Source organism: Streptomyces sp. NPDC029466 (genome assembly GCF_055574515.1).
Genome location: NZ_JBVHZH010000003.1, coordinates 184,563 through 207,523 on the forward strand (window position 1 = coordinate 184,563; position 22,961 = coordinate 207,523).

The window sequence follows — 22,961 nt, forward strand, 5'->3', positions numbered from 1 at the left end:
CCGCCGGAAACGCTTACCACTTCCGGGATACGGGTTTATCTCACGAAGATGAGTAGTACAGAGCACCATTGCCTCGATTCGGGACCGGCGTTAACCATGGATTCCGACGCACCGAGAGCGAGTTTGCGGGTCACGCCCCAAGGCGGACGCAACAAAGACCTCCGGTTCGTTACGCGCCGCCAAAAAAGGCCGCCTCCCCGTCCCCAGTACCTGGAAGAGGTCACTCTGCATGCCCAGCTTCACCCTGCCCCGCGCTGCCCGTATCACCCGCATCACCCGTACCCACAAGGTCGCCGTGGCCGTCCTGGCCGCCGCGGGTGCCACCTCGGGCCTGGCCCTCACCTCCGCCCCGGACACCGCTCAGGCCGCTTCTGAGCACGCCCCCGCCGCGGTCAAGCCCGTCAGCGCGAAGGGTCAGCCGGCAAAGGCGGACGACGCCAAGACCAGCCGTCCGGTGACCGCCTCGGTCGCCGACCACGTGAAGGTCACCGCCGTCGAGAAGCAGCACAGCGCCCAGCAGGCCGCCAACCGCTCCGCCGAGCGCAAGGACGTCAAGGAGTACCCGAACAACCTTGACGGCTGGATCCGTGAGTCCCTGGACATCATGAAGGCCAAGGGCATCCCCGGCTCCTACGAGGGACTGCACCGCAACATCATGCGGGAGTCCGCCGGTGACCCCAACGCCGTCAACGACTGGGACATCAACGCCATCAACGGCGTGCCCTCCAAGGGCCTCCTCCAGGTGATCCAGCCCACCTTCGACGCCTACCACGTCGCCGGCACCCCCCATAAGCTCACCGACCCGATCGCCAACATCACCGCAGCGGCCAACTACGCCGCCGACCGGTACGGCTCGATCGACAACGTCGACTCGGCCTACTGAGCCGACCGAGCGGAAGAGCCGTCACCGGCACCCCAGGCCGGCCGAGCCAGATGAGGCGAGGGACATGACGGACCACACAAGCGAGCCGGCAGGCTCGGCATAGAGCAGCTTGCGAAGCGGCGGAATGGCGCGTTCGCCGCTGCGCGGTGGAGCGGGTCCTGGCTGGTGCCGGGGCCCGCTTCGCTCTGTCGTGCGACCCGGAGGCCCGCATCGGGGGCGTGGGTGACCGTTTCCGCCCGCCGGACGAGTGAGATGCAGAGCCGGTCGGCGGACTGACGGGCCATTGGGTCATAGAGTCAGGCGGTTCTGCGTATATGTCACTTATCGGCAGGATTCTGCTCAAAAGCTGCCGAACCTGACTCAACCGAAGGCCTTCGGAGGCATGCGATGCCCTTGCGCAGATCCGGTCCGGCCCGCCGTACAGTCCCTCTTGCGGCCGGAACTCTCGTTTCTCTTCTCTCCGTGCTCGCTCTGCCCCTCGCGCTGCCCGGCTCCGCCACGGCGTCGGATGCCGAGAAGAGACCCGCCCACCCCGAGCAGGACTGGATGGGGTCCACGATCATGGCCCACGAGGGCGGCGACCGGGCGGTGGCCGGCGGTTCCGGGGCGCGGGCCTCGTCCAGAAGAGGCGTGTCCGGCGTCGACGTCTCCAGCCACAACAAAAAGGTCGGTTGGCACTCGCTGCGCAGGTCCGGCGTGCGTTTCGCGTACGTCAAGGCCACCGAGGGGACCAGCTACACGAACCCGTACTTCACGCAGCAGTACAGGGGCTCGTACAACTCCGGCATGATCCACGGCGCCTACCACTTCGCCCTGCCCGACCACTCCAGCGGGGGCTCCCAGGCGCGGTACTTCGCCGACCACGGCGGCGATTGGTCCCGGGACGGCAGGACGCTGCCCGGCGCGCTCGACATGGAGTACAACCCCTACGGCGCGACCTGCTACGGCAAGAGCCACCGGGCGATGGTCAGCTGGATCCGCGACTTCGTGCGGACCTACCGGGAGGAGACCGGCCGCCACGCGGTCATTTACACCTCCACCAACTGGTGGAAGAAGTGCACCGGCAATTCCGGGAAGTTCGGCCGGACGAACCCGCTGTGGATCCCGCGGTACGGCTCGTCCGTCGGCGCGCTGCCGGCCGGCTGGCACTTCCACAGCATCTGGCAGCACACCTCCTCGGGCCATGTGGTCGGCGACCGGAACCGCTTCAACGGCTCGTACACCCGCCTCAAGGTCCTCGCGGACGGCAACTGACCCCACACGTTACGGCCGGTCCCCGGCGCGCCACTGCGGCGCCGGGGACCGGCCTTTTCCGGTGCGCGGCGACGGCCGGGCACCGTTTTTGGACAACTGCTGCGGGAGCACCGCGAATTCCCGCCGCGATACAACCATCCACGGCCGAACGCTGTCCAACACGGTGAAACGACCACGCGACGCACTTCACCCAACGGGGGGTTTTCCATGAAGCGTTCTCGTGCCATCGCAGGAGCCGCGGCACTGGCCGTGGCCGGTATCGCCACGATGGCGACAGCCACCACCGCGTCCGCCGCACCGACGGCCGCCGCCGCGTACAACGGAGCCTGCGGAAGCGGCTACAGCGTAGTGAATTCCGTACCGGTCACCGGAAAGGGGACCGTGTACCTGACGTACAGCGCCAGGACCGGAAAGAACTGTGTCGTGACCGTGCGGAACAGTCCCGGTAAGCGGGTGTACATGTACACCTATCTCACGGCCACCGACGGCAGTTCCGACTGGGTTTACGACAGCGGCCAGTACACCTCGTACGCCGGTCCCGTCTATCTGCCCGGAAAGGGCATCTGTGTGGACTGGGGCGGCGCGATCGAGTCGGTCAGCGTCAGCGTCTCCGGCTCCAACTGCGGCCGGATGGCGCCCGGTGTGGTGACACACCACTGATCCCCACGACGGCGGGTTCCCGGGGCAGCGTCCGCCCGGGAACCCGCCTTCGGCGTATCGCGGGGCGGGTCGCCGTCCTCAACTCACTTGACTGTGCGGCCACTTGACGGCACTCAGGGTTGGGCGCGGTCCGATCGCTCCGGGCGGCTCCGGTGCTCGGCCGCCGCGGCGGCCGCGATGTTGCGGGCCATACCGCCGAACACCGCGGCGTGGAAGGGGGAGACGGACCACCAGTAGGCGTGGCCGGTCAGTCCGTGCGGGTGGAACAGGGCCCGCTGGCCGTAGAGCGTACGGCCCTCGGCGTCGCGGCCGACCGTCAGTTCCAGCCAGGCCAGGCCGGGGAGCCGCATCTCGGCGCGCAGCCGCAGCAGCCGGCCCGGCTCGACCTCCTCGACGCGCCAGAAGTCGAGCGAGTCGCCGACGCGCAGCCGGCCGGCGTCCCGTCGGCCGCGGCGCAGCCCCACCCCGCCGACCAGCCGGTCCAGCCAGCCGCGCACCGCCCAGGCGAACGGAAGGGAGTACCAGCCGTTGTCGCCGCCGATGCCTTCGACCACCCGCCACAGCGCCTCGGGCGGCGCGTCCACGGCCCGCTCCCGCCGGTCGGTGTAGAGGCTGCCGCCGGCCCAGTCGGGGTCGGTCGGCAGCGGGTCGCTCGGCGCTCCGGGCACCGCCGCGTTGGACCAGCGGGTGGCGACCTCGGCGTCCCGTACCCGGCGCAGCGCGAGTTCCAGTGCGTCGTCGAAGGCGATGGGGTGCCCCGGCGGGTCCGGGTCGGGGACGTAGCGGGCGATGTCGTGCTCGTGGCAGACGACCTCGTAGCGCAGGGATTCGGCGAGCGGGCGGGCCAGGCCGGGCGGCACGGGGGTGACCAGGCCGATCCAGAGGCTGGAGAGGCGCGGGGTGAGCATGGGCACGGGGAGGATCAGCCGTTCCGGCAGTGCGGCGACCCGTGCGTAGCGCTGCATCATGTCGCGGTAGGTGAGGATGTCGGGTCCGCCGATGTCGAAGGCCCGGCTGACGTCGTCGGGGAGGCGGGCGCAGCCCACCAGATAGCGCAGTACATCGCGGACGGCGACCGGCTGGATGCGGGTGCGCACCCAGCTGGGGGTGACCATGACCGGCAGCCGCTCCGTGAGGTAGCGCAGCATCTCGAACGAGGCCGAGCCGGAGCCGATGATGACGGCGGCGCGCAGCACGGCGGTGGGGACGCCGGACGCCAGCAGGATGTCCGCGACCTCGGCACGGGAGCGCAGGTGGGGCGACAGCTCCCGCTCCGGGATCCCCTCGGGGGTGAGGCCGCCGAGGTAGACGATCCGGCGGACTCCGGCGGCGCGGGCCTGCCGGGCGAAGATCTGCGCGGCCCGGCGGTCGGTGTCCTCGAACCGGCCCCCGCTGCCCAGGGCGTGCACCAGGTAGTACGCGACCTCGACACCGGCCATCGCGGTACGGACCGAGTCCTCGTCGGTGACGTCGCCGCGCAGCACCTCCGTCCGCCCGGCCCAGGGGTGATCGCGCAGCTTCTCCGGTGTCCTGGCCAGTGCCCGTACGGCGTATCCGGCGGCCAGCAGCTCGGGGATCAGACGGCCGCCGATATAGCCGGTGGCGCCGGTGACCAGGGCGCACGGGGGCGACGTGGCGCGCCGCCTGCCGCCTGTGCCGGCCATCCGCGCGGCCTCCTCCGGGCTCGTTAGCAGCATGATCAGCCTGCCCGCCAAGTCTGTCACCGGTTCCGCTGCCAGGCATCACGGCGCGGGTCAGGGGGTCAGCGGGGCGGAGGCGACGCGGTGCTCTCCCGGGCCTCCAGGTGCGGCAGTTCGCCCTGGACGGTGCGCAGCGGGCCGCCGTCGAGGACCGCGAGGAGTTCCTGGGCGGCGAGCCTGCCGAAGCCGGGGGTGTCGCGGACGAGTGCGGTGAGCCGGGGGTGGGTGACCCGGCACAGCGCCGAGTCGTCCCAGGCCACGATCGACAGCGCGCCCGGTACGGGGATACCGCGCTCGGCGGCCACCGAGGCGCCGGCCACGGCCATCACATCGTTGTCGTAGACGATCGCCGTCGGCGGCCGCTCGGCGTCGAGGAGACGGCGGGTGGCCTCGGCTCCCTCGGCGTCGGAGTAGTCGGTGGTCACCGAGTGGACCTGGCGGTGGTCGAGGCCCCGCCGGTCCGCTTCCGTACGCAGCGAGTGGATCCGGCGTGCGGTGTGGGCGAGGCCGGGCAGTCCGGCGATATGCACGATCCGGCGGTGGCCGAGGCCGTGGAGGTGGTCCAGGATCCGTGCCATGGCCTTGGCGTCGTCGGCCCAGACGGTGGAGAGCAGCGGGTGGGCCGGGTCGGCGGCGGGTGCGGCGGCCGGTTCCGAGGGGCCCGGCCCGGGTGTGGCGGGGCCACCGACGACGACGGCGGGCAGGCCGAGTGCGGTGAGCAGTTCCGGGCGGGGGTCCTCGGTGCGCGGGTCCACCACGAGGACGCCGTCCACCCGCCGTTCGGCCCACCAGCGGCGGTAGAGCGCGCACTCGGTGTCGAGGTCCTCGACGACCTGGAAGAGGAGCGCGATCTGCCGCGCGGAGAGCACTTCCTGGATGCCGGAGACAAGTTGGAGGAAGAAGGACTCCACACCCAGGGTCCGGGCGGGCCGGGCGAACACCAGTCCCAGGGCGCCGGCGCGTTCGCCGGACAGGGCGCGGGCGGCGCTGTTGGCCTGCCAGCCGAGTTCCTCCGCGACCCGGCGTACCCGGGCGCGGGTGTCCTGGGAGACACCCGGCCGGTCGTTGAGCGCGAACGAGACGGCGCTCTCCGAGACCCCGGCCCGGCGGGCGATGTCCTTGATCGTCGGGCGGCGGGCCGGTTTCCGCCGGGCCGCCTCACCGGGCGCTGTCATGGCGGGCTCTCCCTCGTACTGAACCGCATTAGTGCGCACAGTTTGATCAGCGCCGAGTGGCCTGTCAAACGTCGCCGGGGTGTCCGGAATCAGGTCGGTCCGTCGCACCGTAAGGGAAGTTGACCGTCGGGGTGTTGACACCTACTAAAACGCATTAGTAGCGTCACCCGCATCGTCGCCCGAGGACTCGCGCAATCACCTGCTCAACGGCCGAAGAGGTCGCCACGTCGTTTCTGGCTGCCATAAAACAATGGGAATTCCCGGCCGCTCGTGACAATTCTCCTGGTGTCCGGTCCGAGCAAAGGAGCGCCAGCCATGCGTCCACTCCGTCGAGCAGCCGCCACCACCGCGGCCCTGGTCACCTCGGCGCTCGCCCTGACCGCATGCGGCTCCACGGGGGCCGGCGGACCGGACAGTGCCTCGGGGAAGGTCGAGGGCCGGGTCACCTTCCAGACCTGGAACCTCAAGGCCAATTTCAAGAAATATTTCGAAGGCGTGATCGCGGACTTCGAGGAAAAGTATCCCGATGCCAAGGTCACCTGGGTCGACCAGCCGGCCGAGGGATATCCGGAGAAATTGAGCGCGGACGCGGCCGGCGGCACGCTGCCCGATGTCGTCAATGTGTCGCCGGATCTCGCCTATCCGCTGGCCAAGGCCGGGCTCGCACTCGATCTGGAAAAGACCGCCGGGAAATACCGTAAGGAGTATCTCGACGGCGCCTGGGCGAGCCATAAGATGCCGGGGATGACGGGCGTCTATGCCTTCCCCTGGTATCTGAACACCGGCCCGATGTTCTACAACAAGGAGCTGTTCAGCAAGGCCGGGCTCGATCCGGAGCGGCCGCCGACGTCGTACGACCAGCTCTTCAGGGACGCCCTGACGATGGCGCGGCAGAGCGACCGGAAGATAGCGATGCTCGCCGGCACGCCCTCGATCGAGGACTTCGGGCGCTATGGCGTGCGGCTGATGAACGCCCGGGGCACGAAGTTCACCTTCAACGAGCCGACGGGCGTCGAGCTGCTGGAGCACTACAAGAAGCTGTATGCCGCCGGGGCCCTGGACTCCCAGGCGCTGACCGCGCAGGCCGAGTCCGCGGGCCGGAAGTTCCAGCAGCAGTCGGTGGCGATGAATCCGGGCAGTGCGCACGACCTGGAGAACTTCAAGAAGGAGGCGCCGGGCCTCTACCGGCACATCGGCATCACCGACGCGGTCAACAACACCGGTAAGGCCAATATGTACGTCCAGGGCCTGATGGTGCATGCGCGGAGCAAGGTCAAGCCGGCGGCGGTCGCGTTCGCGCACTTCGTCACCGACAGGAAGAACCAGATGGCCTTCGCCAAGGAGGTCACGGTCTTCCCCAGCACCAAAGGCTCGCTGGACGATCCGTACTTCACCAAGGAGGACGGCACCGATGCGACCCGGGTGCGGGTGGCCGCGGCCAAGTCGCTGAAGACCGCGGTGAATTACACCCCGGTACTGCTCAGTGACCAGATGAAGACCGTGCTGCGCAATGCGGTCGCCAAGGCCGTACAGGGAAAGCAGTCCCCACAGGCGGCACTGGACGGCGCGGTGGCCGAGTGCAATCGCCTGCTCAAGACCGCCTGAGCCGGGGGTATTTCGGTGAAGACCGGAATGACCGCGCGCCCCCGGGGCGCGACGGCCGGGGCACCGGCCCCCGCTCCCCCGCCGGCCCCGTCACGGCGGCGCGCCGGAGGCACCCGTACCCAACTGCCGTCCAGCCCCTGGCTTTTTCTGGCTCCCGGGCTGCTGATCGTGGCCGCATTCAGCCTGTATCCGTTCCTGAGCACGGTGGCCCATTCCTTCACCGATGCGCGCACCCTCACCGCGGGGCAATTCGTCGGCGGGGCCAATTACCAGGAGCTGATCCATGACGCGATGTTCTGGACCGGGCTGCGCAACAGCCTGCTTTATGTCCTCGGGGTGGTACCGCTCCTGGTCATGCTGCCGTTGCTGCTGGCGATGCTGGTGCAGCGGCACCTTCCCGGGATGGCCTTCTTCCGGGCCGCGTTCTACACCCCGGTGGTCGCCTCCGTCGTGGTGGTCGGGCTGATCTGGGTATGGCTGCTGGACGACCGGGGGCTGATCAACGCGCTGCTGGAGGGCCTGGGCTTCGGCCGGGTCGGCTTTCTCAGCGATCCCTGGCTGCTGCTGCTCAGCGCGATGGCGGTCACGGTCTGGAAGGGCCTCGGCTACTACATGATCATTTATCTGGCGGCGCTGGCCAACGTCCCCCGGGAGCTGCACGAGGCCTGCGCGGTGGACGGCGCGGGGGCGGTGCGCCGCTTCCTGACCGTCACCGTCCCCGCGGTGCGCTCCACGATGGTGCTGGTGGCGGCGCTGTCCTCGGTCGCGGCGTTCAAGGTGTTCTCCGAGGTCTATCTGATGGCCGGTCCGACCGGCGGCCCCGGCGGTGACGACACCACACTGGTGATGCTCGTCCAGCAGGTCGGCACCGGCCTCAGCGGCCGGGTCGGCTATGCCTCGGCGCTGTCCGTCGTGGTCTTCGTCCTCACGCTCGGGCTGATGCTGCTGGTGCTGCGGGCCCACCGCAAGGAGGACGCATGAGCGCCACCGTTGAGCGGGAGCCGGAGTGCCGGGCCGGGTGGGCGCGCGCCGGGCGCCGGATGCCGCGGTGGCGGCTGCTGCTCCGCTATCTGCTGCTGCTCGCCGTACTGGCGCTGACCATCGGGCCGTTCCTGTGGCAGCTGTCCACCTCCCTCAAGGGCCCCGGCGAGGACCTCTACCGCTCTCCCCCGAGCCTGCTGCCGCACCAGGTCACCCTGGACAACTACGCCGGCGTCGCCGAGACCGTCCCCGTCTGGGACTTCGCGCTGAACTCCGTCAAGGTGGCGGTCACCAATGTGCTCACCAACTGCGCGGGCGCGGCGCTCGCGGGCTATGCGCTGGCCCGACTGCGCTTCCCGGGCCGTCGGAGCGCGCTGGTGGTGTTCATCATGGCGATGCTGGTGCCGGTCGAGAGCATCCTGATCGCCCAGTTCGTGACGATGCGGGCGCTCCAGCTGAACAACACCCTGCTCGGGGTGGTGCTGCCCGGCTGCGTCGGCGCGATGAATGTGCTGCTGATGCGCAATGCCTTCGCGGCGCTGCCGTACGAGGTGGAGGAGGCCGCGTATGTCGACGGCGTCAACGCCTGGCAGCGGTTCGTACGGATCGCGCTGCCGTCGGTCAAGGGCACCCTCGCGGTGGTCGCGATCTTCGCCTTCATGGGGGCCTGGGACGACTTCCTGTGGCCGCTGATCGTGCTGAGCGACCAGTCGAAGTTCACCCTGACCATCGGGCTGAACTTTCTGCACGGCACCTTCGCGGACAATCAGCGGCTGGTCGCGGCCGGCTCCGTCATCGCCGTGCTCCCGCTGCTCGTGCTGTTCGCGTGTCTCCAGCGCTTCTTCTTCCGCGGCGTCGGCGAGGGCGCCGTCAAGGGCTGACCTGCCCGCCCCGCCGGTGCGTCCCCACCCCCATACCCACAGGAGCCCCATGCGCTTCGGTGTCAACTACACGCCCACCCAGGGCTGGTTCCACCACTGGCTGGACTTCGACCTGGATTCCGTACGCGCCGACCTCGACTCCCTCGCCGGCCTGGGCCTGGACCACATCCGGGTCTTCCCGCTCTGGCCGCTGTTCCAGCCCAACCGCACGCTGATCCGGCCGCGCGCCGTGGAACAGCTGGTGCAGCTCGTGGACGCCGCGGGCGAACGCGGGCTGCACGTCAATGTCGACGGGTTGCAGGGCCATCTGTCGAGCTTCGACTTCCTGCCCGCCTGGACCCGGACCTGGCACCGCCGCAACCTCTTCACCGACCCCGAGGTGCTGTCCGGCCAGGAGGAGTATCTGCGGACGCTGGCGGCCGCGCTCGCCGACCGGCCGCACTTCCTCGGCATGACGCTCGGCAACGAGATCAACCAGTTCTCGGACCGGCCGCACCCGGACCCCGACCGGATCACCGACGAGCAGGCGGGGGCCTGGCTGATACGGATGCTGGCCGCGTGCGAGCGGGGCGCGCCGGGCCGGACGCATCTGCACGCCGCCTATGACGCGGCCTGGTACCGGGACGGGCATCCCTTCACCCCGGCGCACGCCGCCCGGCTGGGCGCCGTCACGGCCGTGCACTCCTGGGTCTTCAACGGCACCGCGCAGCGGCACGGTCCGACGGGTACCGCCACCGAACAGCACGCCGCCTATCTGATCGAGTTGTCCAAGGCGTGGGCGACGGACCCGCACCGCCCGGTGTGGCTCCAGGAGGTCGGCGCGCCGGCCCCGCACATCCCGGCGGCGGGCGCGGCGCGGTTCACCGAGGCCACCGTCACCGCCGCGCTGGACTGCCCGGACGTCTGGGGCGTCACCTGGTGGTGTTCGCACGATGTGCCGCGGTCGCTCGCGGACTTCCCCGAGCTGGAGTACGGGCTGGGGCTGCTCGGCAGCGACCGTACGCTCAAGCCGGCCGGGCGGGCCCTCGCGGCGCTGATCGCGGAGCAGCGCGGCCGCGCACACCGGCCGCCGGTCCGTAGCACCGCGCTGACCGTCGATGCCGGCGGGGCCGAGGCCGCGCCCCGCCGCTCGGTGTGCGCCCCCGGCGGCCCGGTCTTCGAGGCCTGGGCCGAGCTCACCGCCCAGGGGGCCCGGCCCGCCCTCGTACTGTCCGAACTCGCCACGGACACCGCACATATGACGTCACGTGGCATCACCGAGGTCTGCACACCCGAGGACGTCGGACGGATCCGGCGCCGCTCGTCACCGGACGTCCCCCACCGGAGGAGCACCTCATGAACCGGCACCCGTCCCCCGTCTCCCGCCGCCGGGTGCTGCTGGCCGGCGCGGGCACCGCGGCCGCCCTGCTCGGGCCGTCCCCCGGGGGCGGTGCGGCGGCAGCCGCCGGACCGCCCGGGGCCGGCGCCGCGGACTCCTTGCAGCCCTACGCCTCGTACTGGTTCCCCGACTCGCTGCCGTCGGGCACCCCGGGCGACGGCATCACCTGGCGGAGCCTGGCGGCCTGGACGCCCGGGGCCGACCGTGATCTGCCGTTCAACACCGCGACGGTGCCGCTGGCCGAGCGGTTCACGCCGGTCCCGGCGCACACCACCGCCCGCGCCGGGCAGGCCCGGATCAGTGCGCTGGCGGCCTTCGACCACACCGCCGGCAATCCCTCGCAGGGCTCGGCGACCGCCGACTACTACGCGCCGACCCACTGGGCCTACCTTGATGAGCTGGTCTTCTGGGGCGGCTCGTCCGGCGAGGGCCTGATCCTGGCGCCGAACGCCCCGGTCGTCGATGCCGCCCACCGCAACGGTGTCCCCGTACTGGGCACGGTCTTCCTCCCGCCGGTCGCCTACGGCGGGCAGCTGCGCTGGACCCGCGATCTGGTGCGGCGGGACGCGGCGGGGCGCTTCCCGCTGGCCGCGAAGCTGGTGCAGGTCGCGCGGGTGTACGGCTTCGACGGCTGGTTCCTCAACGCGGAGACCGGTGGCGGCGACGCCGCGCTGGCCGCCGAGACGCAGGCGTTCCTGCGGGCCCTGCGTACCGCGGGCGCCCGGCACGGTCTGCGGATCACCTGGTACGACGCGATGAACCGGACCGGGCAGGTCGGCTGGCAGGGCGCGCTCGACGAGCTGAACCGGCCGTTCTTCCAGGACGGTGCCGGGCCGGTCGCCGACTCGATGTTCCTGGACTTCCGGTGGACCGCCGGGCGGCTGGCGGACTCGGGGCGGCTGGCGGAGGAACTCGGCCGCAGCCGCTATGAGTTGTGGGCCGGGGTCGATGTCGAATCGGCGGGCTGGGACAGCGGCACGGACTGGGAGGCGATCCTCCCCACCGGGCGGGACCATGTCGTCTCGTACGGCTTCTACCGTCCCGAGTGGACGCTGCGCCATCTGCCCGCGGGGCGTACGCCCGGCCGGTTCCATGCCGCGGACGACCGGTTCTGGTGCGGCGAGGGGCTGGATCCGGCCGGGCCGGGCGGCACGGGCGACGGCTGGCGGGCACCGGCCTTGGCCGTCGCCGACCGTTCGACGCTCACCGCGCTGCCCTTCGCCACCACCTTCAACACGGGGCACGGCCTGCGCTGGTACGAGGACGGTACGGCCACCTCCGACACCCCCTGGAACCACCTCGGGCTACAGGACCGGCTGCCCCCGAGACGCTGGGCCATACGCACCGAGGGCCGGCGCCCGGAGGTGTCCTTCGACTTCGCCGACGCCTGGCGCGGTGGCAGCAGTCTGCTGGTGCGGGGCGCCCTCGACCGGCCGGCCACCCTGGACCTGTTCCCCGCCCGGTTGCCGGCCGGTGGCGCCACCGTCCTCGACCTCACCCATCGCCTCGACCCGTCGTCGGGGCCGGTGACCGTCGAGGTGGCGGTCGCCCCGCGGGATGCCCCGGCGCCGGGCGAGCCCGCGCCGTACGTCCATCTGGCGGGCGGGACCCTGGAGCCGGGCGACGGCTGGCGCACCCTCTCCGTGCGCCTGGGTGCCCTCGGCACCGGCACCCTGCATGCCCTGGGGGTGCGGCTGACCGGCCGGGGTGGCGCGGCGGTGGCCTGGCGGCTGGGGGCGCTCGCGGTCCGCGACAGCACCGCGTCCCCCGCCGCGCCGAGCGGACTGACGATCACCGGGACCGCCGCCACGGAGGGGGCGACCGCGGTACGGCTGCGCTGGCGGCACGCCACGGGCCCGGTACGCCACTACGTACTGCATCGTCAACTCCCCGACCGGCGGCGGGAGTTCCTCGGTGGCACCTGCGGCACGGCGTACTACGTCGCGGGCCTGCGGCGCGCGGGGGACGAGCCGGCCGCCCGGCTCGAAGTGCGCGCGGTGCATGAACTGTTCACCGTCTCGAAGCCGTCGACGGTCCAGCTCCCCTGGTAAGTGGCCGTCAGCCTGCCGCCCCCACCTCACGACGCTACGGAGCTCTCCCATGCATGACGACCGTGCCCTGACCGAAGCCCGCCTCAAGCGCGTCCTGGACGAGCGCATCCGGCCCGCCCTGTATCCGGCGTCGGTTCCCCTGGAGGTCGCGGCCTGGGTCGCACCGGACATGGGGGCCTCTCCCACCGGAGCGGCATCGGGAGGGCCGCGGACCGTGCCGGTGGCGGAGGGCCTGGCCGCCGCCCATACGCCGGTGGCGGTGGGCGACGCCTGGGGCGCGCCCTGGGCCACGACCTGGTTCAAGGTCTGCGGTCAGGTGCCGCGGGAGTGGGCCGGCCGCACCGTGGAGGCGGTGCTGGATCTGGGCTTCGACGAGCGGATGCCGGGATTCCAGTGCGAGGCGCTGGTGTATCTGCCGGACGGCAGCCCGGTCAAGGCGCTCAACCCGCGCAACCAGTGGGTGCGGGTGGGCGCCCCGGTGCACGGCGGGGAGCGCGTCGAATGGCATCTGGAGGCCGCTTCCAACCCCGTCATCCTCGATGTCCACCCGTTCCGGCCGACGCCGCTCGGCGACCCGGAGACGGCGGGCAGCGCGCCGCTGTACCGGCTGGCGCGGATGGATCTGGCGGTGTTCGACACCGAGGTGTGGGAGCTGATCCAGGACCTCGAAGTGCTCGGTGAGCTGATGGCCGAGCTCGCGGTGGACAGCCCACGGCGCTGGGAGCTGCTGCGGGCGGCGGGCCGGGCGCTGGACGCGGTGGATCTCCAGGACGTCAACGGGACGGCGACGGCGGCCCGTTCGGCACTGCGGGAGGTGCTGGCGGCGCCCGCCGGGGCCTCCGCGCACCGGATCAGCGCGGTGGGGCATGCGCATATCGATTCGGCGTGGCTGTGGCCGCTGCGCGAGACGGTGCGGAAGGTGGCGCGGACGACGTCGAACATGACGGCGCTGCTGGCGGACGAGCCGGAGTTCGTCTTCGCCATGTCGCAGGCGCAGCAGTACGCCTGGCTCAAGGAGCACCGGCCCGAGGTCTACGCGAAGGTCAAGAAGGCGGTCGCGGAGGGGCGGTTCGTGCCGACGGGCGGCATGTGGGTGGAGTCGGACACCAATATGCCCGGGTCGGAGGCGATGGCCCGGCAGTTCGTGCACGGGAAGCGGTTCTTCCTGGAGGAGTTCGGCGTGGAGAACGAGGAGGCGTGGCTGCCGGACACCTTCGGTTTCGCCGCCGGGCTGCCGCAGATCATCAGGGCGGCGGGGTCGAAATGGCTCCTGACGCAGAAGATCTCCTGGAGCCGGACCAATGCCTTTCCGCATCACACCTTCCGCTGGGAGGGCATCGACGGCACCCGGATCTTCACCCACTTCCCGCCGGTGGACACCTACAACTGCCAGATGGCGGGCGGAGAAATCGCCCATGCGGCACGGAACTTCAAGGACAAGGGGGTGGCCAGGCACTCGCTGGCGCCGACCGGCTGGGGCGACGGCGGCGGGGGCACCACCCGCGAGATGATCGCCAAGGCCCGACGGCTGCGCGATCTGGACGGTTCACCGACGGTCGAGTGGGAGCGGCCCGCGGACTTCTTCGCCAAGGCGGAGGCGGAGTACCCGCAGGCGCCGGTGTGGGTGGGCGAGCTGTATCTGGAGCTGCATCGCGGGACGCTCACCAGCCAGGCGAGGACCAAGCGCGGCAACCGGCGCAGCGAACAGCTGCTCCGGGAGGCCGAACTCTGGTCGGCCACGGCAGCCGTACTGACGCAACATCCGTACCCCTATGCGGAGTTGGACCGTCTCTGGAAGACCGTGCTGCTCCATCAGTTCCATGACATCCTGCCCGGCTCCTCCATCGCCTGGGTGCACCGCGAGGCGGCCGCGGCCTATGCGGCGGTCGCCACCGAGCTGGAGGGCCTCATCGCCGCCGCACTGACCGCGCTGACCGGCCCCGGCGGGGCGGAGCTGGTGGTGAACTCCGCCCCGCACGCCCGCGGCGGCGTCGCGGCGGGAGCCGTGGGGCCCGCGGTGCACGAGGGGCCCGAGGTCTCCGCCGTACCCCGCGACGACGGCGGATTCACCCTCACCAACGGTCTGCTGCGGGTCGCGATCGACGGCCGCGGCCTGGTGGTCTCCGTGTACGACCGGGTGGCCGGCCGCGAGACGGTGGCGCCCGGCGCGGCGGCGAACCTGCTCCAGATCCACCCGGACTTCCCCAATATGTGGGACGCCTGGGACGTGGACGCCTTCTACCGCAATGTCGTCACCGATCTGACGGGCGCGGACGAGGTCGCGCTCGGCGCGGTGTCCGGGGAGGCGGCGACGGTGCGTGTCACCCGGACCTTCGGTGCCTCGCGGGTGGTGCAGACGCTGACGCTGGCGCGCGGACAGCGGCGGCTGGATCTCGGCACCGAGGTCGACTGGCACGAGACCGAGAAGTTCCTCAAGGCGGCCTTCCCGCTGGACCTGCACGCCGAGCGCTATGCGGCCGAGACCCAGTTCGGCCATCACCACCGGCCCACGCACACCAACACCAGCTGGGAGGCCGCCAAGTTCGAGGCCTGCGCTCACCGGTTCGTGCACCTGGAGGAGCCGGGCTGGGGCGTCGCACTGGTCAATGACGCCACCTACGGTCATGACGTCACCCGTACGGTCCGGGAGGACGGCGACCGGGGCACCACCACGACCGTCCGGGTCTCCCTGCTGCGCGCCCCGAGGTTCCCCGACCCGGAGACCGACCAGGGCGTCCACCGCTTCCGCCATGCCCTCGTACCGGGCGCCGGCATCGGGGACGCGGTGCGCGAGGGCCATCGCATCAATCTGCCCGAGCGCCGGATCACCGGCGCCGCGGCGGTGACGCCGCTGGTCACGGCCGACAATGACGCCACCGTGATCACCGCGGTCAAGCTCGCCGACGACAGGAGCGGCGATGTGATCGTCCGCCTCCACGAGGCACACGGTGGGCGAGCCGTCACCACCCTCACCACCGCCTTCGAGCCGGCCGGCGCGGTCACCACGGATCTGCTCGAACGCCCCACGGACGACGGGCCGGCGATCGAGCGGCAGGGCAGCACCCTGCGGATGCGGCTGCGCCCGTTCCAGATCGTGACCGTGCGGCTGACCCGGGCGGGCGGCCGGTAGCGGCCGGACGGGGGCGAAGCGCCCTCACGGTGCGGGCGGAGCGCCCGGGGCGTGGGTTTACGCCCGGGGCCCGCCCCATCGCGACCGGACGTCCCGGCGCGGCTCCGGACGCCGCTCCCGTCCGGAGCCGTGCCCGTTCCCCGGGCCGCCGCCACAGTCCTGCCCGCGCCCCCTCTCATGGCCGTACGCCGCCTCATGGTCCGGATCACGGCTCGGATCCAGGCCCAGCATGTCCATCAACAACGACAGGTCGTCCGCGTTCCGCGCATGGCCGGCCAGCGCCTTCCTGGCGAGCCGCCGTTCCTCGTCACACGGCACGGCGCGCGGCGCGGGGTCCTCGGCACTGCGGTGTTCATCGCTCACCGCTGCATTCTCGGCCGGACCACGGGACCGTGCCCGTCGAGCGAGCCGGGGACCGCCCCGTGGAAACCGCCCGGGAGACGCTGCTCCATACGGGTGGTACGAGCCCCGCGGCCCGGCTCGCGGCAAGGGAACCCGCGGCACCCCTTTTCCCTCTTTATGAGCACTTGAACATGATCACCCAGCCGCGGAGTCTCCTGTGAAACGCCCCTACGCCGTCGTGCTCGCCACCGCGCTCGCCGCCTCCTCCGTGCTGCTCGCCGGCTGCTCGGACGCCGGTCAGCCGGTCGACTTCAATGCCGGCGGGAAGGGCGACGGCGCCGCGCGGGCCAAGCCCGTCGACGACGACACCCTGATGCCGACCGGCCCGAAGAGCGACTTCCGTATCACCCGGACACTGGACGACGGCACCCATATAGCGCGGGCGACGCTGCACGGCCAGAAATCCGGCGTCACCGGAAGCGTCTGGGTCTGGGCGCCCAAGGAATACGGGGACCCGAAATACGCCAAGAGCGGATTTCCGGTGCTGATAGCCCTGCCGGGCGGCCTGGGCAGCCCCAAGGAACCGGGCGGGGTCACGAATTACTGGGTCGGCGGCGACATCGAGCTTCAGGAGAACCTCACCCGGTGGACCGCGGAGGGCAAGAGCCTGCCGTTCCTCGTGGTGATGCCGATGCTCAACCCGGACACCCAGTACCACGACGCCAGCGACATCCCCGGCAGCCAGAAGATGGGGACCTGGCTGACCGAGGACGTCGTCCAGCTGGCCCGCGCCAACTTCCGTACCTTCAAGTCCCGTGACGGCTGGGCCTTCATGGGGTCGTCCTCGGGCGGCTTCGCCGGGCTGAAGTCGGTACTGAAACACCCGGAGAAGTTCAAGGCGGCGATAGCCAGCGGTCCGGATCTGGCCCCCGATTCGCCGTTGTGGGCGGGCCACCAGGCGGAGAAGGACACCAACGATCCGGCGAAGCTCGCCCAGCGCCTGCTGCGGAAGGGCGGCCCGGACGTCTATCTCGCCTTCCAGGCGGGCTCCAGGGAGGGCACCAAGGTCACCGCCCCCATACACCGCTTCCGGCAGGCCTACGGCAAGGGCCCGATCCACACCGCCCTGCAGATCATCCCCGACGGCCGGCACAACGCCTGGGACTACCAGAAGGGCATGGCGGCCGGTTCGATCAAGTTCATCAGCGACCGGATGAAGGCCCCGGTCCCGAGCGGTTCCTGAGCGGGGCGCCCCGGCGGCCGAGGCGCTCGGCGGTGCCTCTGGCGGTGCCCCTGGCGCGCGGATGCAGATCGCCTGGGAGGGGGTGATGCTGGAGTCGTGGGGGACCTTCGTGAGGAGGACGCATCATGTCCATGATGGACAAGATCAAGAGCATGCTGAAGGGCCACGAAAGCCAGACGGAAAAGGGCATCGACAAGGCCGGCGACATGGCCGACGACAAGAGCCAGGGCAAGTTCAAGGGCCAGGTGGACACCGGCCAGGAGAAGCTCAGGGACGAGTTCGGCGGCGGGCAGGGCCCGGATCAGCCGCCGCGGCCCTGAAACAGCGGCCCTGAACCGGCGGCGGTCACCGCCGCCCACCGATTGCGCCGTACGGATGAGCACCGCGTGGTCCGTCCGGGCCGCGCCACCCGACGGTGCGCGCCACACGACGGTGCCCGCCCCGGGGGTCGGGAGCGGGCACCGAGGGGCGAGCCGGCGGACCTACGCCAGCCGGATCTTCTCCGCCTGGGGGCCCTTGTGGCCCTGGGTGACCTCGAAGGTCACCTTCTGGCCCTCCTGAAGCTCGCGGAAGCCCGTGGCGTCGATGTTCGAGTAGTGCGCGAAGACGTCGGCGCCGCCGCCGTCCTGGGCGATGAAGCCGAAGCCCTTCTCCGAGTTGAACCACTTCACTGTGCCGGAAGCCATATTCCGTCTCCTTCGTTCAATGGGCTCGAATCGGCTTCCGCGTGCTGCGGAACCCGGAGGTGATCGCCCTGGCCCGGAGACGCGCTACACAGCAAGGACGCCCGTGAAGGCGACACGGGCGTCCGGCACTTCGGAACCACGACAGCTGATCAGGACGCTACACCGAGCAACGCCCGGCAGGCCGCACAACCGTGACTGACGCGTCGCCCTTCACCGGGCAAGGCCATCGGCTGTCCTCCGTATCCCTGACCGATCGGATGGATGTACGACAGCCGACGGCGCGGGGACGGCCTCAGGAGGACCCGGACCCGGACTCGCCGCCCCCGCTCGCGCGCGCGATGCGCCGGCGCCGCCACAGCGCGGTCCCGAGCCCGGCGGCGCCGATGACCCCGACGGCGCCGACCGCGGACAGCAACCACCAGTACCGCGTGAACGGCGCGCCGTCGGTCTGCGCCGCGATCCCTGCCTTGTGCAGCGGCACCGGCCGCGGCCGGTGGGCGACGGGCCGCGGTTCACCGGTGAGCTCATCGGGCTCCATGACGGGCAGCACGCCGACCGCCGCGGCCCGGGGCGCCGCCTCGAAGCCCCAGTCCAGCAGGGCGCGAGTCTCCTCGTAGACGGCGTTCCGGCCGCCGGACCGCGGATTCATGAGGGTGACCAGCAGCGTCCGGCCGTCGCGCCGGGCGGCGGCGATCAGGGTGTTGCCGGCGTGGGTGGTATAGCCGTTCTTCACCCCGATCAGGCCGTCGTACGGTCTGACGCCGTGTGAGCCGACCAGCAGCCGGTTGGTGTTCTGGATGGTGAACGCGTCCGGGCCGCCGTCCAGCGGGAGCTGGGCCCGCTTCGTCGAGGCGAAATGGGCGAAGTCCGCGTTGGTCAGCCCGGCCTGCCCGAAGAGCGTCAGATCGTAGGCGGACGAGACCTGTCCCGGTGTGTCGAAGCCGTCCGCTGACGCCACCCGGGTGTCGCGGGCGCCGAGGCGACGGGCGGTCTCCTGCATATCGTCGATCGTCTTGCGCCAGCCGCCGTTCATGCTGGCCAGGGTGTGCACCGCATCGCTGCCCGAGCTGAGGAACACGCCGTGCCACAGGTCGGCGACCTGGTAGGGCATGTCCTCCCTGAGACCGGCGAGGGAGCTGCCCGACTCGATCCCGGCCAGATCCTCCAGGGAGACGGTGTGCACCTCGCCCTGGGAGAACTTCGGCAGCACCGTCAGGGCGAAGAGTGTCTTGAGTGTGCTGGCGGGCGGCAGGGGCCGGTGGGCGTCCTTGGCCGCGAGGACCTTTCCGCTCGCCACGTCGGTCACCATCCACGACAGGGCGGTGACCTCCGGCGGCTCGGGCACGTCCGGCCGGGGCCGGAACCGCACTCCGCGCCCGTCCAGCCGGCTCTCGGCCTCGGCCTCGGCCGGGTCGGCCGTGTGGGCCGCGGGCCGCAGATCGTCGATGCCGTGCGGGCCATCGGCGACCGCCGGGGCGGGCACGGCCCACAGGCTCGCGGCACAAACAGTGGCGGCGGTAACGACTCTGACGGAGGCCCAACTCACGCTAGACATGTGGCCACGCTAAAAACGACCGCGGCCAAGCGCTGGTTGGCCTACTCCATCCGATGCGCGAGCGCCCCGACTGCCGTAGGCGGTGGGCCGGGCCCGGCGGAGTGACCACCGGACCCGGCCGGCAGGGCTACCAGATCTCGCCGACCCATTCGGGGTGGTCGATGAACGGGTTCCTGTTGTGCTGGTACTTGTCGAATATCACCTGGTTGCGGTGCTTTTCGAAGGTGTCCGGCGGGTCCTGCTCGCTCCACTTCTTGAGGACGGAGAGCCGGCCGATATGCGGCTGGGTGCCGTTGTCGACCTTGTCATTGGGCTCCAGATCGGGGAATCCGTCGCCCCCGTCATAGCGGACGGCCATGTACAGGATCATGCGGGCGACATCGCCCTTGACCGCGTCACGGGGCTCGAAGGAGTCGTCGTCGGTGTTGTTTCCGGGCGCCTCGTCGACCTTCGTGCCGCCGTTGTCGAAGTCCTTGTTGCCGCGGATGCTGTTGACCGAGACATCCTCCGGGCGCAGATGGTGGATATCGGTGCCGGGACCGGTATCGGTACCGAAGTCACCGTGCGACTTCGCCCAGACGTGCTCACGATTCCAGTCGTCCGGGTTGCCGCCGTGGGCGTCCTTGCTCTGCGAGCGGCCGGTGTACAGCAGAATGACATTTCCGCTGTTGTCCGGGTCCTGGTCGGTTTCCTTGAGGGCGTCCCAGACCTGGTCGTACGTCAGCTTTCCGGTCTGGGTGCTGCTGATGATCCGGTGCAGCGCGTCCTTGAGCGCCTGGCCGGTCTTGCCCTCGGCGTCTTTGTAGTAGTCGTCATAGGACGCGCCGTCAGCCGTGCCGGCGGACCGGGACACATGCTGAGCGGCGGATGCGGCACGGTGCGGTGCGGCCTGGCCGGCCGTCGCATTCGCCGGAATCTGTGCGACCACCGCGGTCAATGCCGTGCCGCCGGCGAGAGCCAGCGCTATACGGGCGCGACGGGTCACGCGTTTGTTGTCCACGAGGGGTGTCCTCTCCCCGAATTGTGGCGCCGAGTCGCGAAAATGTGGGGCACGACCGGCACCGGCCGTTGGGAGCGGCCGTTAACAGCTTTCCATCGCGGTAATCACCACAGTGTGAACATCAGGGGAGAGTTATGTGTCCGCCCCGTGGCAATCACCGAATTCGCCTGAAAATGCCGCCGGTTGACCAAGGGCCTTGCGCTGTCGCTGAGTTGGCTGCCTCCGGCCGCCCGGCCCGGTCCCGCGGCCGAAGCGCCGGCCCCCTGCGCATCGTTCAACGACGCGGTTTGTCCCACACCAGCGAATAGCGCCACAGCAGATGACGGCGGAAACGGCCGCCCGGCAGGCTTTCCCGGGCGGCCCGCCGGACCTCGCCCCACGCCATGGCCGGGTCCAGGACCGGCATCTCCGGCGGCCCGGTCTTGCCGCCGTGGCGCCGGGCGAGGAAGCGGGCCGCGGGCACGCCCGCGCCGCTGAGGGCCCAGTCCAGGGGCGTCCGGTTCCTGGCGAGCCCGACGAGGACGAGGCGGCCGCCGGGGGCGAGCAGTTCGGCCATCCGGTGGACCGCGGCGGCGAAGTCCAGGTGATGGACGACCGCGACGGCGGTGAGGAGGTCGAAACCGCCGGACGGGGGACCGTCCGGCGCCATGAAGTCGGCCTCGACGAAGCGTGCGTTCGGGACCTCTGCACTGCACTCGCGGGCCAGCCGCACCATCGCGGCCGAACGGTCCACCCCGGTCACCTCGTGGACCCGCCCCGCCAGCTTGCGTACCAGCAGCCCATCGCCGCAGCCGACGTCCAGCGCCCGGCCACAGCCGTCCGGCACCGCGTCAAGCACCAGGCGGTGGTAGTGCACGTTGTGGTTCCAGTACGGGTCCGGTGCTGCGTCACGGCGAGGCATCCGGCCACCGTAGCGAGGACGGCGGCGCACCTTGGGCTCATCGGGTGAACCCATGCGCCCCGCGCAACCGAACAGGCGCCGCCCGGCTTCCGGAGAAGTGACAGCCGCATTCTCCGAATCCCTTGGATTCTTCGGACCGTGAGTTGTGGAGGCCCCATGGCGCACTTTCGCCCCACTCCCCCGCCGTACGGCGTGACGCCGGATTATGTGCTCGCTCCCCCGCGCCCCGAGGAACGCCTCGGCGCGCCCACGGATCCGCAGGGGGCGCCGCCCCCGTCCCGTGCGGACCATGTGCTGCCGCCGCCGCGCCCGGAGGACCGGCTTCCGTTCGGCCCGCCACAGCAGGACCGGCCGTTCCTGCCCCCGCGCCCCGAGGAGCAGCGGCAGGGGCCGGTGGCCCTGCCCGACCGCCGGCGGCAGGACCTCCAGGCGGCGCTGACCGCGGCCGGGGTCGCTCCGACGGACGGGGACCTGGCCGCCCTGGCGCAGATCGCGGCCCTGGGCGACACCACGGCCGGTGCCGTCATCAACTGGCTCGGGACCGCCACGCGCGCGTCATGGCCGCGGCCGCACGCGGTATGAGCGGCCGGCCCGGGGCTCGCCCCGGGCCGTTCCCGGCCGGCGGGACGCCGCGGCCGGCAGCGGGCGGGCGCGGTCCGGGTCGAGGAGCGGCGCGAGCAGATCGCCGTACCGGGCGCGGCGCGGCTCGATCTCGTCGAAGAGAAAGGTGAGTTGCTCCGGGTCGGTGCATGCGGCGATCTCGTCCCAGGTGACCGGGGCCGAGACGGTGGGGGTGGCACGGGCGCGCAGGGTGTAGGCGACCGCGGTGGTCTTGGCGGCGGCGTTCTGGGAGAAGTCGATGAAGACCTTGCCGGGGCGCAGCGCCTTGGTCATCTTGTGCACGACCAGGTCCGGGAGGGCCGCCGCGGCCTCGACGGCGAGGCTTCTGGCGTAGGCGGTGGTCCGCTCGGAGGGTGTGGGCTCGACGGGCACGATGAGGTGCAGGCCCTTGGAGCCGCTGGTCTTGGCATGGACATCGAGGCCGTCGGCGGCCAGCCGGTCGTGCAGCCACCGTGCCGCGGTGCAGCACTCCACGATGGTGGCCGGGTCGCCGGGATCGAGGTCGAAGACGAGCCGGTCGGCGACGCCCGGCGCCTGCCGGGTCCACTGCGGGGTGTGCAGTTCCACGACCAGGTTGGCGGCCCAGACGAGCGCGGGCAGGTCCTGGAGCAGGACCTGCCGGGTGGGCCCCGACCTCGAATGGGGGACCTCGCACGTCGTCACCCAGGAGGGCGTGCCGGGCGGCACGTTCTTGGTGAAGAAGCGCTGGCCGTCCGGCCCGTCGGGGTAGCGCAGGAAGGAGAGCGGCCGGTCGTGGAGGTGGGCGAGCAGCGGGCCCGCTGTGGTGGTGCAGTAGTGCAGCACCTCACCCTTGGTGGTGCCGGTCTCGGGATAGAGGACCTTGTCCAGATTGGTCAGCGAGAGGCGCCGCCCCTCCACGACGGTGATCGGCGACATACGATGAGAATCCCACAC

Annotated in this window: 20 protein-coding genes; 12 read left to right on the forward strand and 8 right to left on the reverse strand. The window is 71.1% G+C overall.

What is annotated here, in order from left to right:
• Window positions 1–229 precede the first annotated feature (229 nt).
• The 3 genes from ACZ4XD_RS04415 to ACZ4XD_RS04425 all read left to right on the forward strand — a co-directional run bounded on the left by ACZ4XD_RS04415 (window position 230) and on the right by ACZ4XD_RS04425 (window position 2,797).
• Complete coding sequence (locus ACZ4XD_RS04415) at window positions 230–883, forward strand: transglycosylase SLT domain-containing protein (protein WP_078885925.1); 654 nt, start codon at window positions 230–232, stop codon at window positions 881–883.
• 387 nt (window positions 884–1,270) lie between these two features.
• Complete coding sequence (locus ACZ4XD_RS04420) at window positions 1,271–2,137, forward strand: lysozyme (RefSeq protein ID WP_468038077.1); 867 nt, start codon at window positions 1,271–1,273, stop codon at window positions 2,135–2,137.
• 207 nt (window positions 2,138–2,344) lie between these two features.
• Window positions 2,345–2,797: a hypothetical protein gene (locus tag ACZ4XD_RS04425; RefSeq protein ID WP_042158109.1), complete on the forward strand. Its 453-nt coding sequence runs from the start codon at window positions 2,345–2,347 to the stop codon at window positions 2,795–2,797.
• Window positions 2,798–2,910: 113 nt separating this feature from the next.
• Here the strand turns inward: ACZ4XD_RS04425 and ACZ4XD_RS04430 are convergent, their stop codons facing one another.
• The gene (locus tag ACZ4XD_RS04430) at window positions 2,911–4,461 is read right to left on the reverse strand and encodes an SDR family oxidoreductase (RefSeq protein ID WP_468038080.1); all 1,551 of its coding nucleotides are present in this window, start codon (window positions 4,459–4,461) and stop codon (window positions 2,911–2,913) included.
• 98 nt (window positions 4,462–4,559) lie between these two features.
• The gene (locus tag ACZ4XD_RS04435) at window positions 4,560–5,672 is read right to left on the reverse strand and encodes a LacI family DNA-binding transcriptional regulator (protein WP_468038082.1); all 1,113 of its coding nucleotides are present in this window, start codon (window positions 5,670–5,672) and stop codon (window positions 4,560–4,562) included.
• 315 nt (window positions 5,673–5,987) lie between these two features.
• On the opposite strand from ACZ4XD_RS04435, the gene ACZ4XD_RS04440 reads away from it, so the two are divergent.
• The 6 genes from ACZ4XD_RS04440 to ACZ4XD_RS04465 are packed head-to-tail and all read left to right on the forward strand — an operon-like array spanning window position 5,988 to window position 15,698.
• Window positions 5,988–7,277 (forward strand): ABC transporter substrate-binding protein, encoded by a 1,290-nt coding sequence (locus ACZ4XD_RS04440; protein WP_468038084.1) that lies wholly within the window; start codon window positions 5,988–5,990, stop codon window positions 7,275–7,277.
• A gap of 27 nt (window positions 7,278–7,304) precedes the next feature.
• Window positions 7,305–8,258, forward strand: a complete 954-nt coding sequence (locus tag ACZ4XD_RS04445; RefSeq protein ID WP_468038086.1) for a carbohydrate ABC transporter permease — start codon at window positions 7,305–7,307, stop codon at window positions 8,256–8,258.
• Window positions 8,255–9,139, forward strand: coding sequence for a carbohydrate ABC transporter permease (locus ACZ4XD_RS04450; RefSeq protein ID WP_468038088.1), 885 nt, complete (start codon window positions 8,255–8,257; stop codon window positions 9,137–9,139). The genes ACZ4XD_RS04445 and ACZ4XD_RS04450 overlap by 4 nt, the downstream gene beginning before the upstream one ends.
• 49 nt (window positions 9,140–9,188) lie before the next feature.
• Window positions 9,189–10,478 carry a glycoside hydrolase 5 family protein gene (locus ACZ4XD_RS04455; RefSeq protein WP_468038090.1) on the forward strand — a complete coding sequence of 430 codons (1,290 nt, stop codon included), beginning with the start codon at window positions 9,189–9,191 and terminating at the stop codon, window positions 10,476–10,478.
• Window positions 10,475–12,568 carry an endo-beta-N-acetylglucosaminidase gene (locus ACZ4XD_RS04460; protein WP_468038092.1) on the forward strand — a complete coding sequence of 698 codons (2,094 nt, stop codon included), beginning with the start codon at window positions 10,475–10,477 and terminating at the stop codon, window positions 12,566–12,568. The genes ACZ4XD_RS04455 and ACZ4XD_RS04460 overlap by 4 nt, the downstream gene beginning before the upstream one ends.
• Window positions 12,569–12,617: 49 nt before the next feature.
• A complete protein-coding gene (locus ACZ4XD_RS04465) occupies window positions 12,618–15,698 on the forward strand; it encodes an alpha-mannosidase (protein ID WP_468038094.1) in 3,081 nt (1,026 codons plus the stop codon).
• A 57-nt stretch (window positions 15,699–15,755) separates the two neighbouring features.
• On the opposite strand, the gene ACZ4XD_RS04470 is transcribed toward ACZ4XD_RS04465, so the two are convergent.
• A complete protein-coding gene (locus ACZ4XD_RS04470) occupies window positions 15,756–16,061 on the reverse strand; it encodes a hypothetical protein (protein ID WP_468038096.1) in 306 nt (101 codons plus the stop codon).
• Between the two features lie 196 nt (window positions 16,062–16,257).
• Here ACZ4XD_RS04470 and ACZ4XD_RS04475 point away from each other — a divergent pair, with 196 nt between their 5' ends.
• The gene (locus tag ACZ4XD_RS04475) at window positions 16,258–17,283 is read left to right on the forward strand and encodes an alpha/beta hydrolase (protein ID WP_468038098.1); all 1,026 of its coding nucleotides are present in this window, start codon (window positions 16,258–16,260) and stop codon (window positions 17,281–17,283) included.
• Window positions 17,284–17,408: 125 nt separating this feature from the next.
• Window positions 17,409–17,603 (forward strand): antitoxin, encoded by a 195-nt coding sequence (locus ACZ4XD_RS04480; protein WP_387244028.1) that lies wholly within the window; start codon window positions 17,409–17,411, stop codon window positions 17,601–17,603.
• Between the two features lie 162 nt (window positions 17,604–17,765).
• Here the strand turns inward: ACZ4XD_RS04480 and ACZ4XD_RS04485 are convergent, their stop codons facing one another.
• The 4 genes from ACZ4XD_RS04485 to ACZ4XD_RS04500 all read right to left on the reverse strand — a co-directional run bounded on the left by ACZ4XD_RS04485 (window position 17,766) and on the right by ACZ4XD_RS04500 (window position 21,425).
• Window positions 17,766–17,969: a cold-shock protein gene (locus ACZ4XD_RS04485; RefSeq protein WP_006601696.1), complete on the reverse strand. Its 204-nt coding sequence runs from the start codon at window positions 17,967–17,969 to the stop codon at window positions 17,766–17,768.
• A 292-nt stretch (window positions 17,970–18,261) separates the two neighbouring features.
• Window positions 18,262–19,524: a D-alanyl-D-alanine carboxypeptidase family protein gene (locus tag ACZ4XD_RS04490; protein WP_468038100.1), complete on the reverse strand. Its 1,263-nt coding sequence runs from the start codon at window positions 19,522–19,524 to the stop codon at window positions 18,262–18,264.
• A 127-nt stretch (window positions 19,525–19,651) separates the two neighbouring features.
• On the reverse strand, window positions 19,652–20,524 hold the full coding sequence (locus ACZ4XD_RS04495; RefSeq protein ID WP_468038102.1) for an endonuclease I family protein: 873 nt from the start codon (window positions 20,522–20,524) through the stop codon (window positions 19,652–19,654).
• A 274-nt stretch (window positions 20,525–20,798) separates the two neighbouring features.
• Window positions 20,799–21,425 (reverse strand): class I SAM-dependent methyltransferase, encoded by a 627-nt coding sequence (locus tag ACZ4XD_RS04500; RefSeq protein WP_468038104.1) that lies wholly within the window; start codon window positions 21,423–21,425, stop codon window positions 20,799–20,801.
• A gap of 156 nt (window positions 21,426–21,581) precedes the next feature.
• Between ACZ4XD_RS04500 and ACZ4XD_RS04505 the strand changes: the two genes are divergently transcribed.
• Window positions 21,582–22,007 (forward strand): hypothetical protein, encoded by a 426-nt coding sequence (locus ACZ4XD_RS04505; protein ID WP_468038106.1) that lies wholly within the window; start codon window positions 21,582–21,584, stop codon window positions 22,005–22,007.
• Here the strand turns inward: ACZ4XD_RS04505 and ligD are convergent.
• Entirely contained in the window at window positions 21,981–22,943 is a 963-nt protein-coding gene (gene ligD, locus ACZ4XD_RS04510; protein WP_468038108.1) for a non-homologous end-joining DNA ligase, read from the reverse strand. The two genes, ACZ4XD_RS04505 and ligD, sit on opposite strands and share 27 nt — an antisense overlap.
• Window positions 22,944–22,961 lie beyond the last annotated feature (18 nt).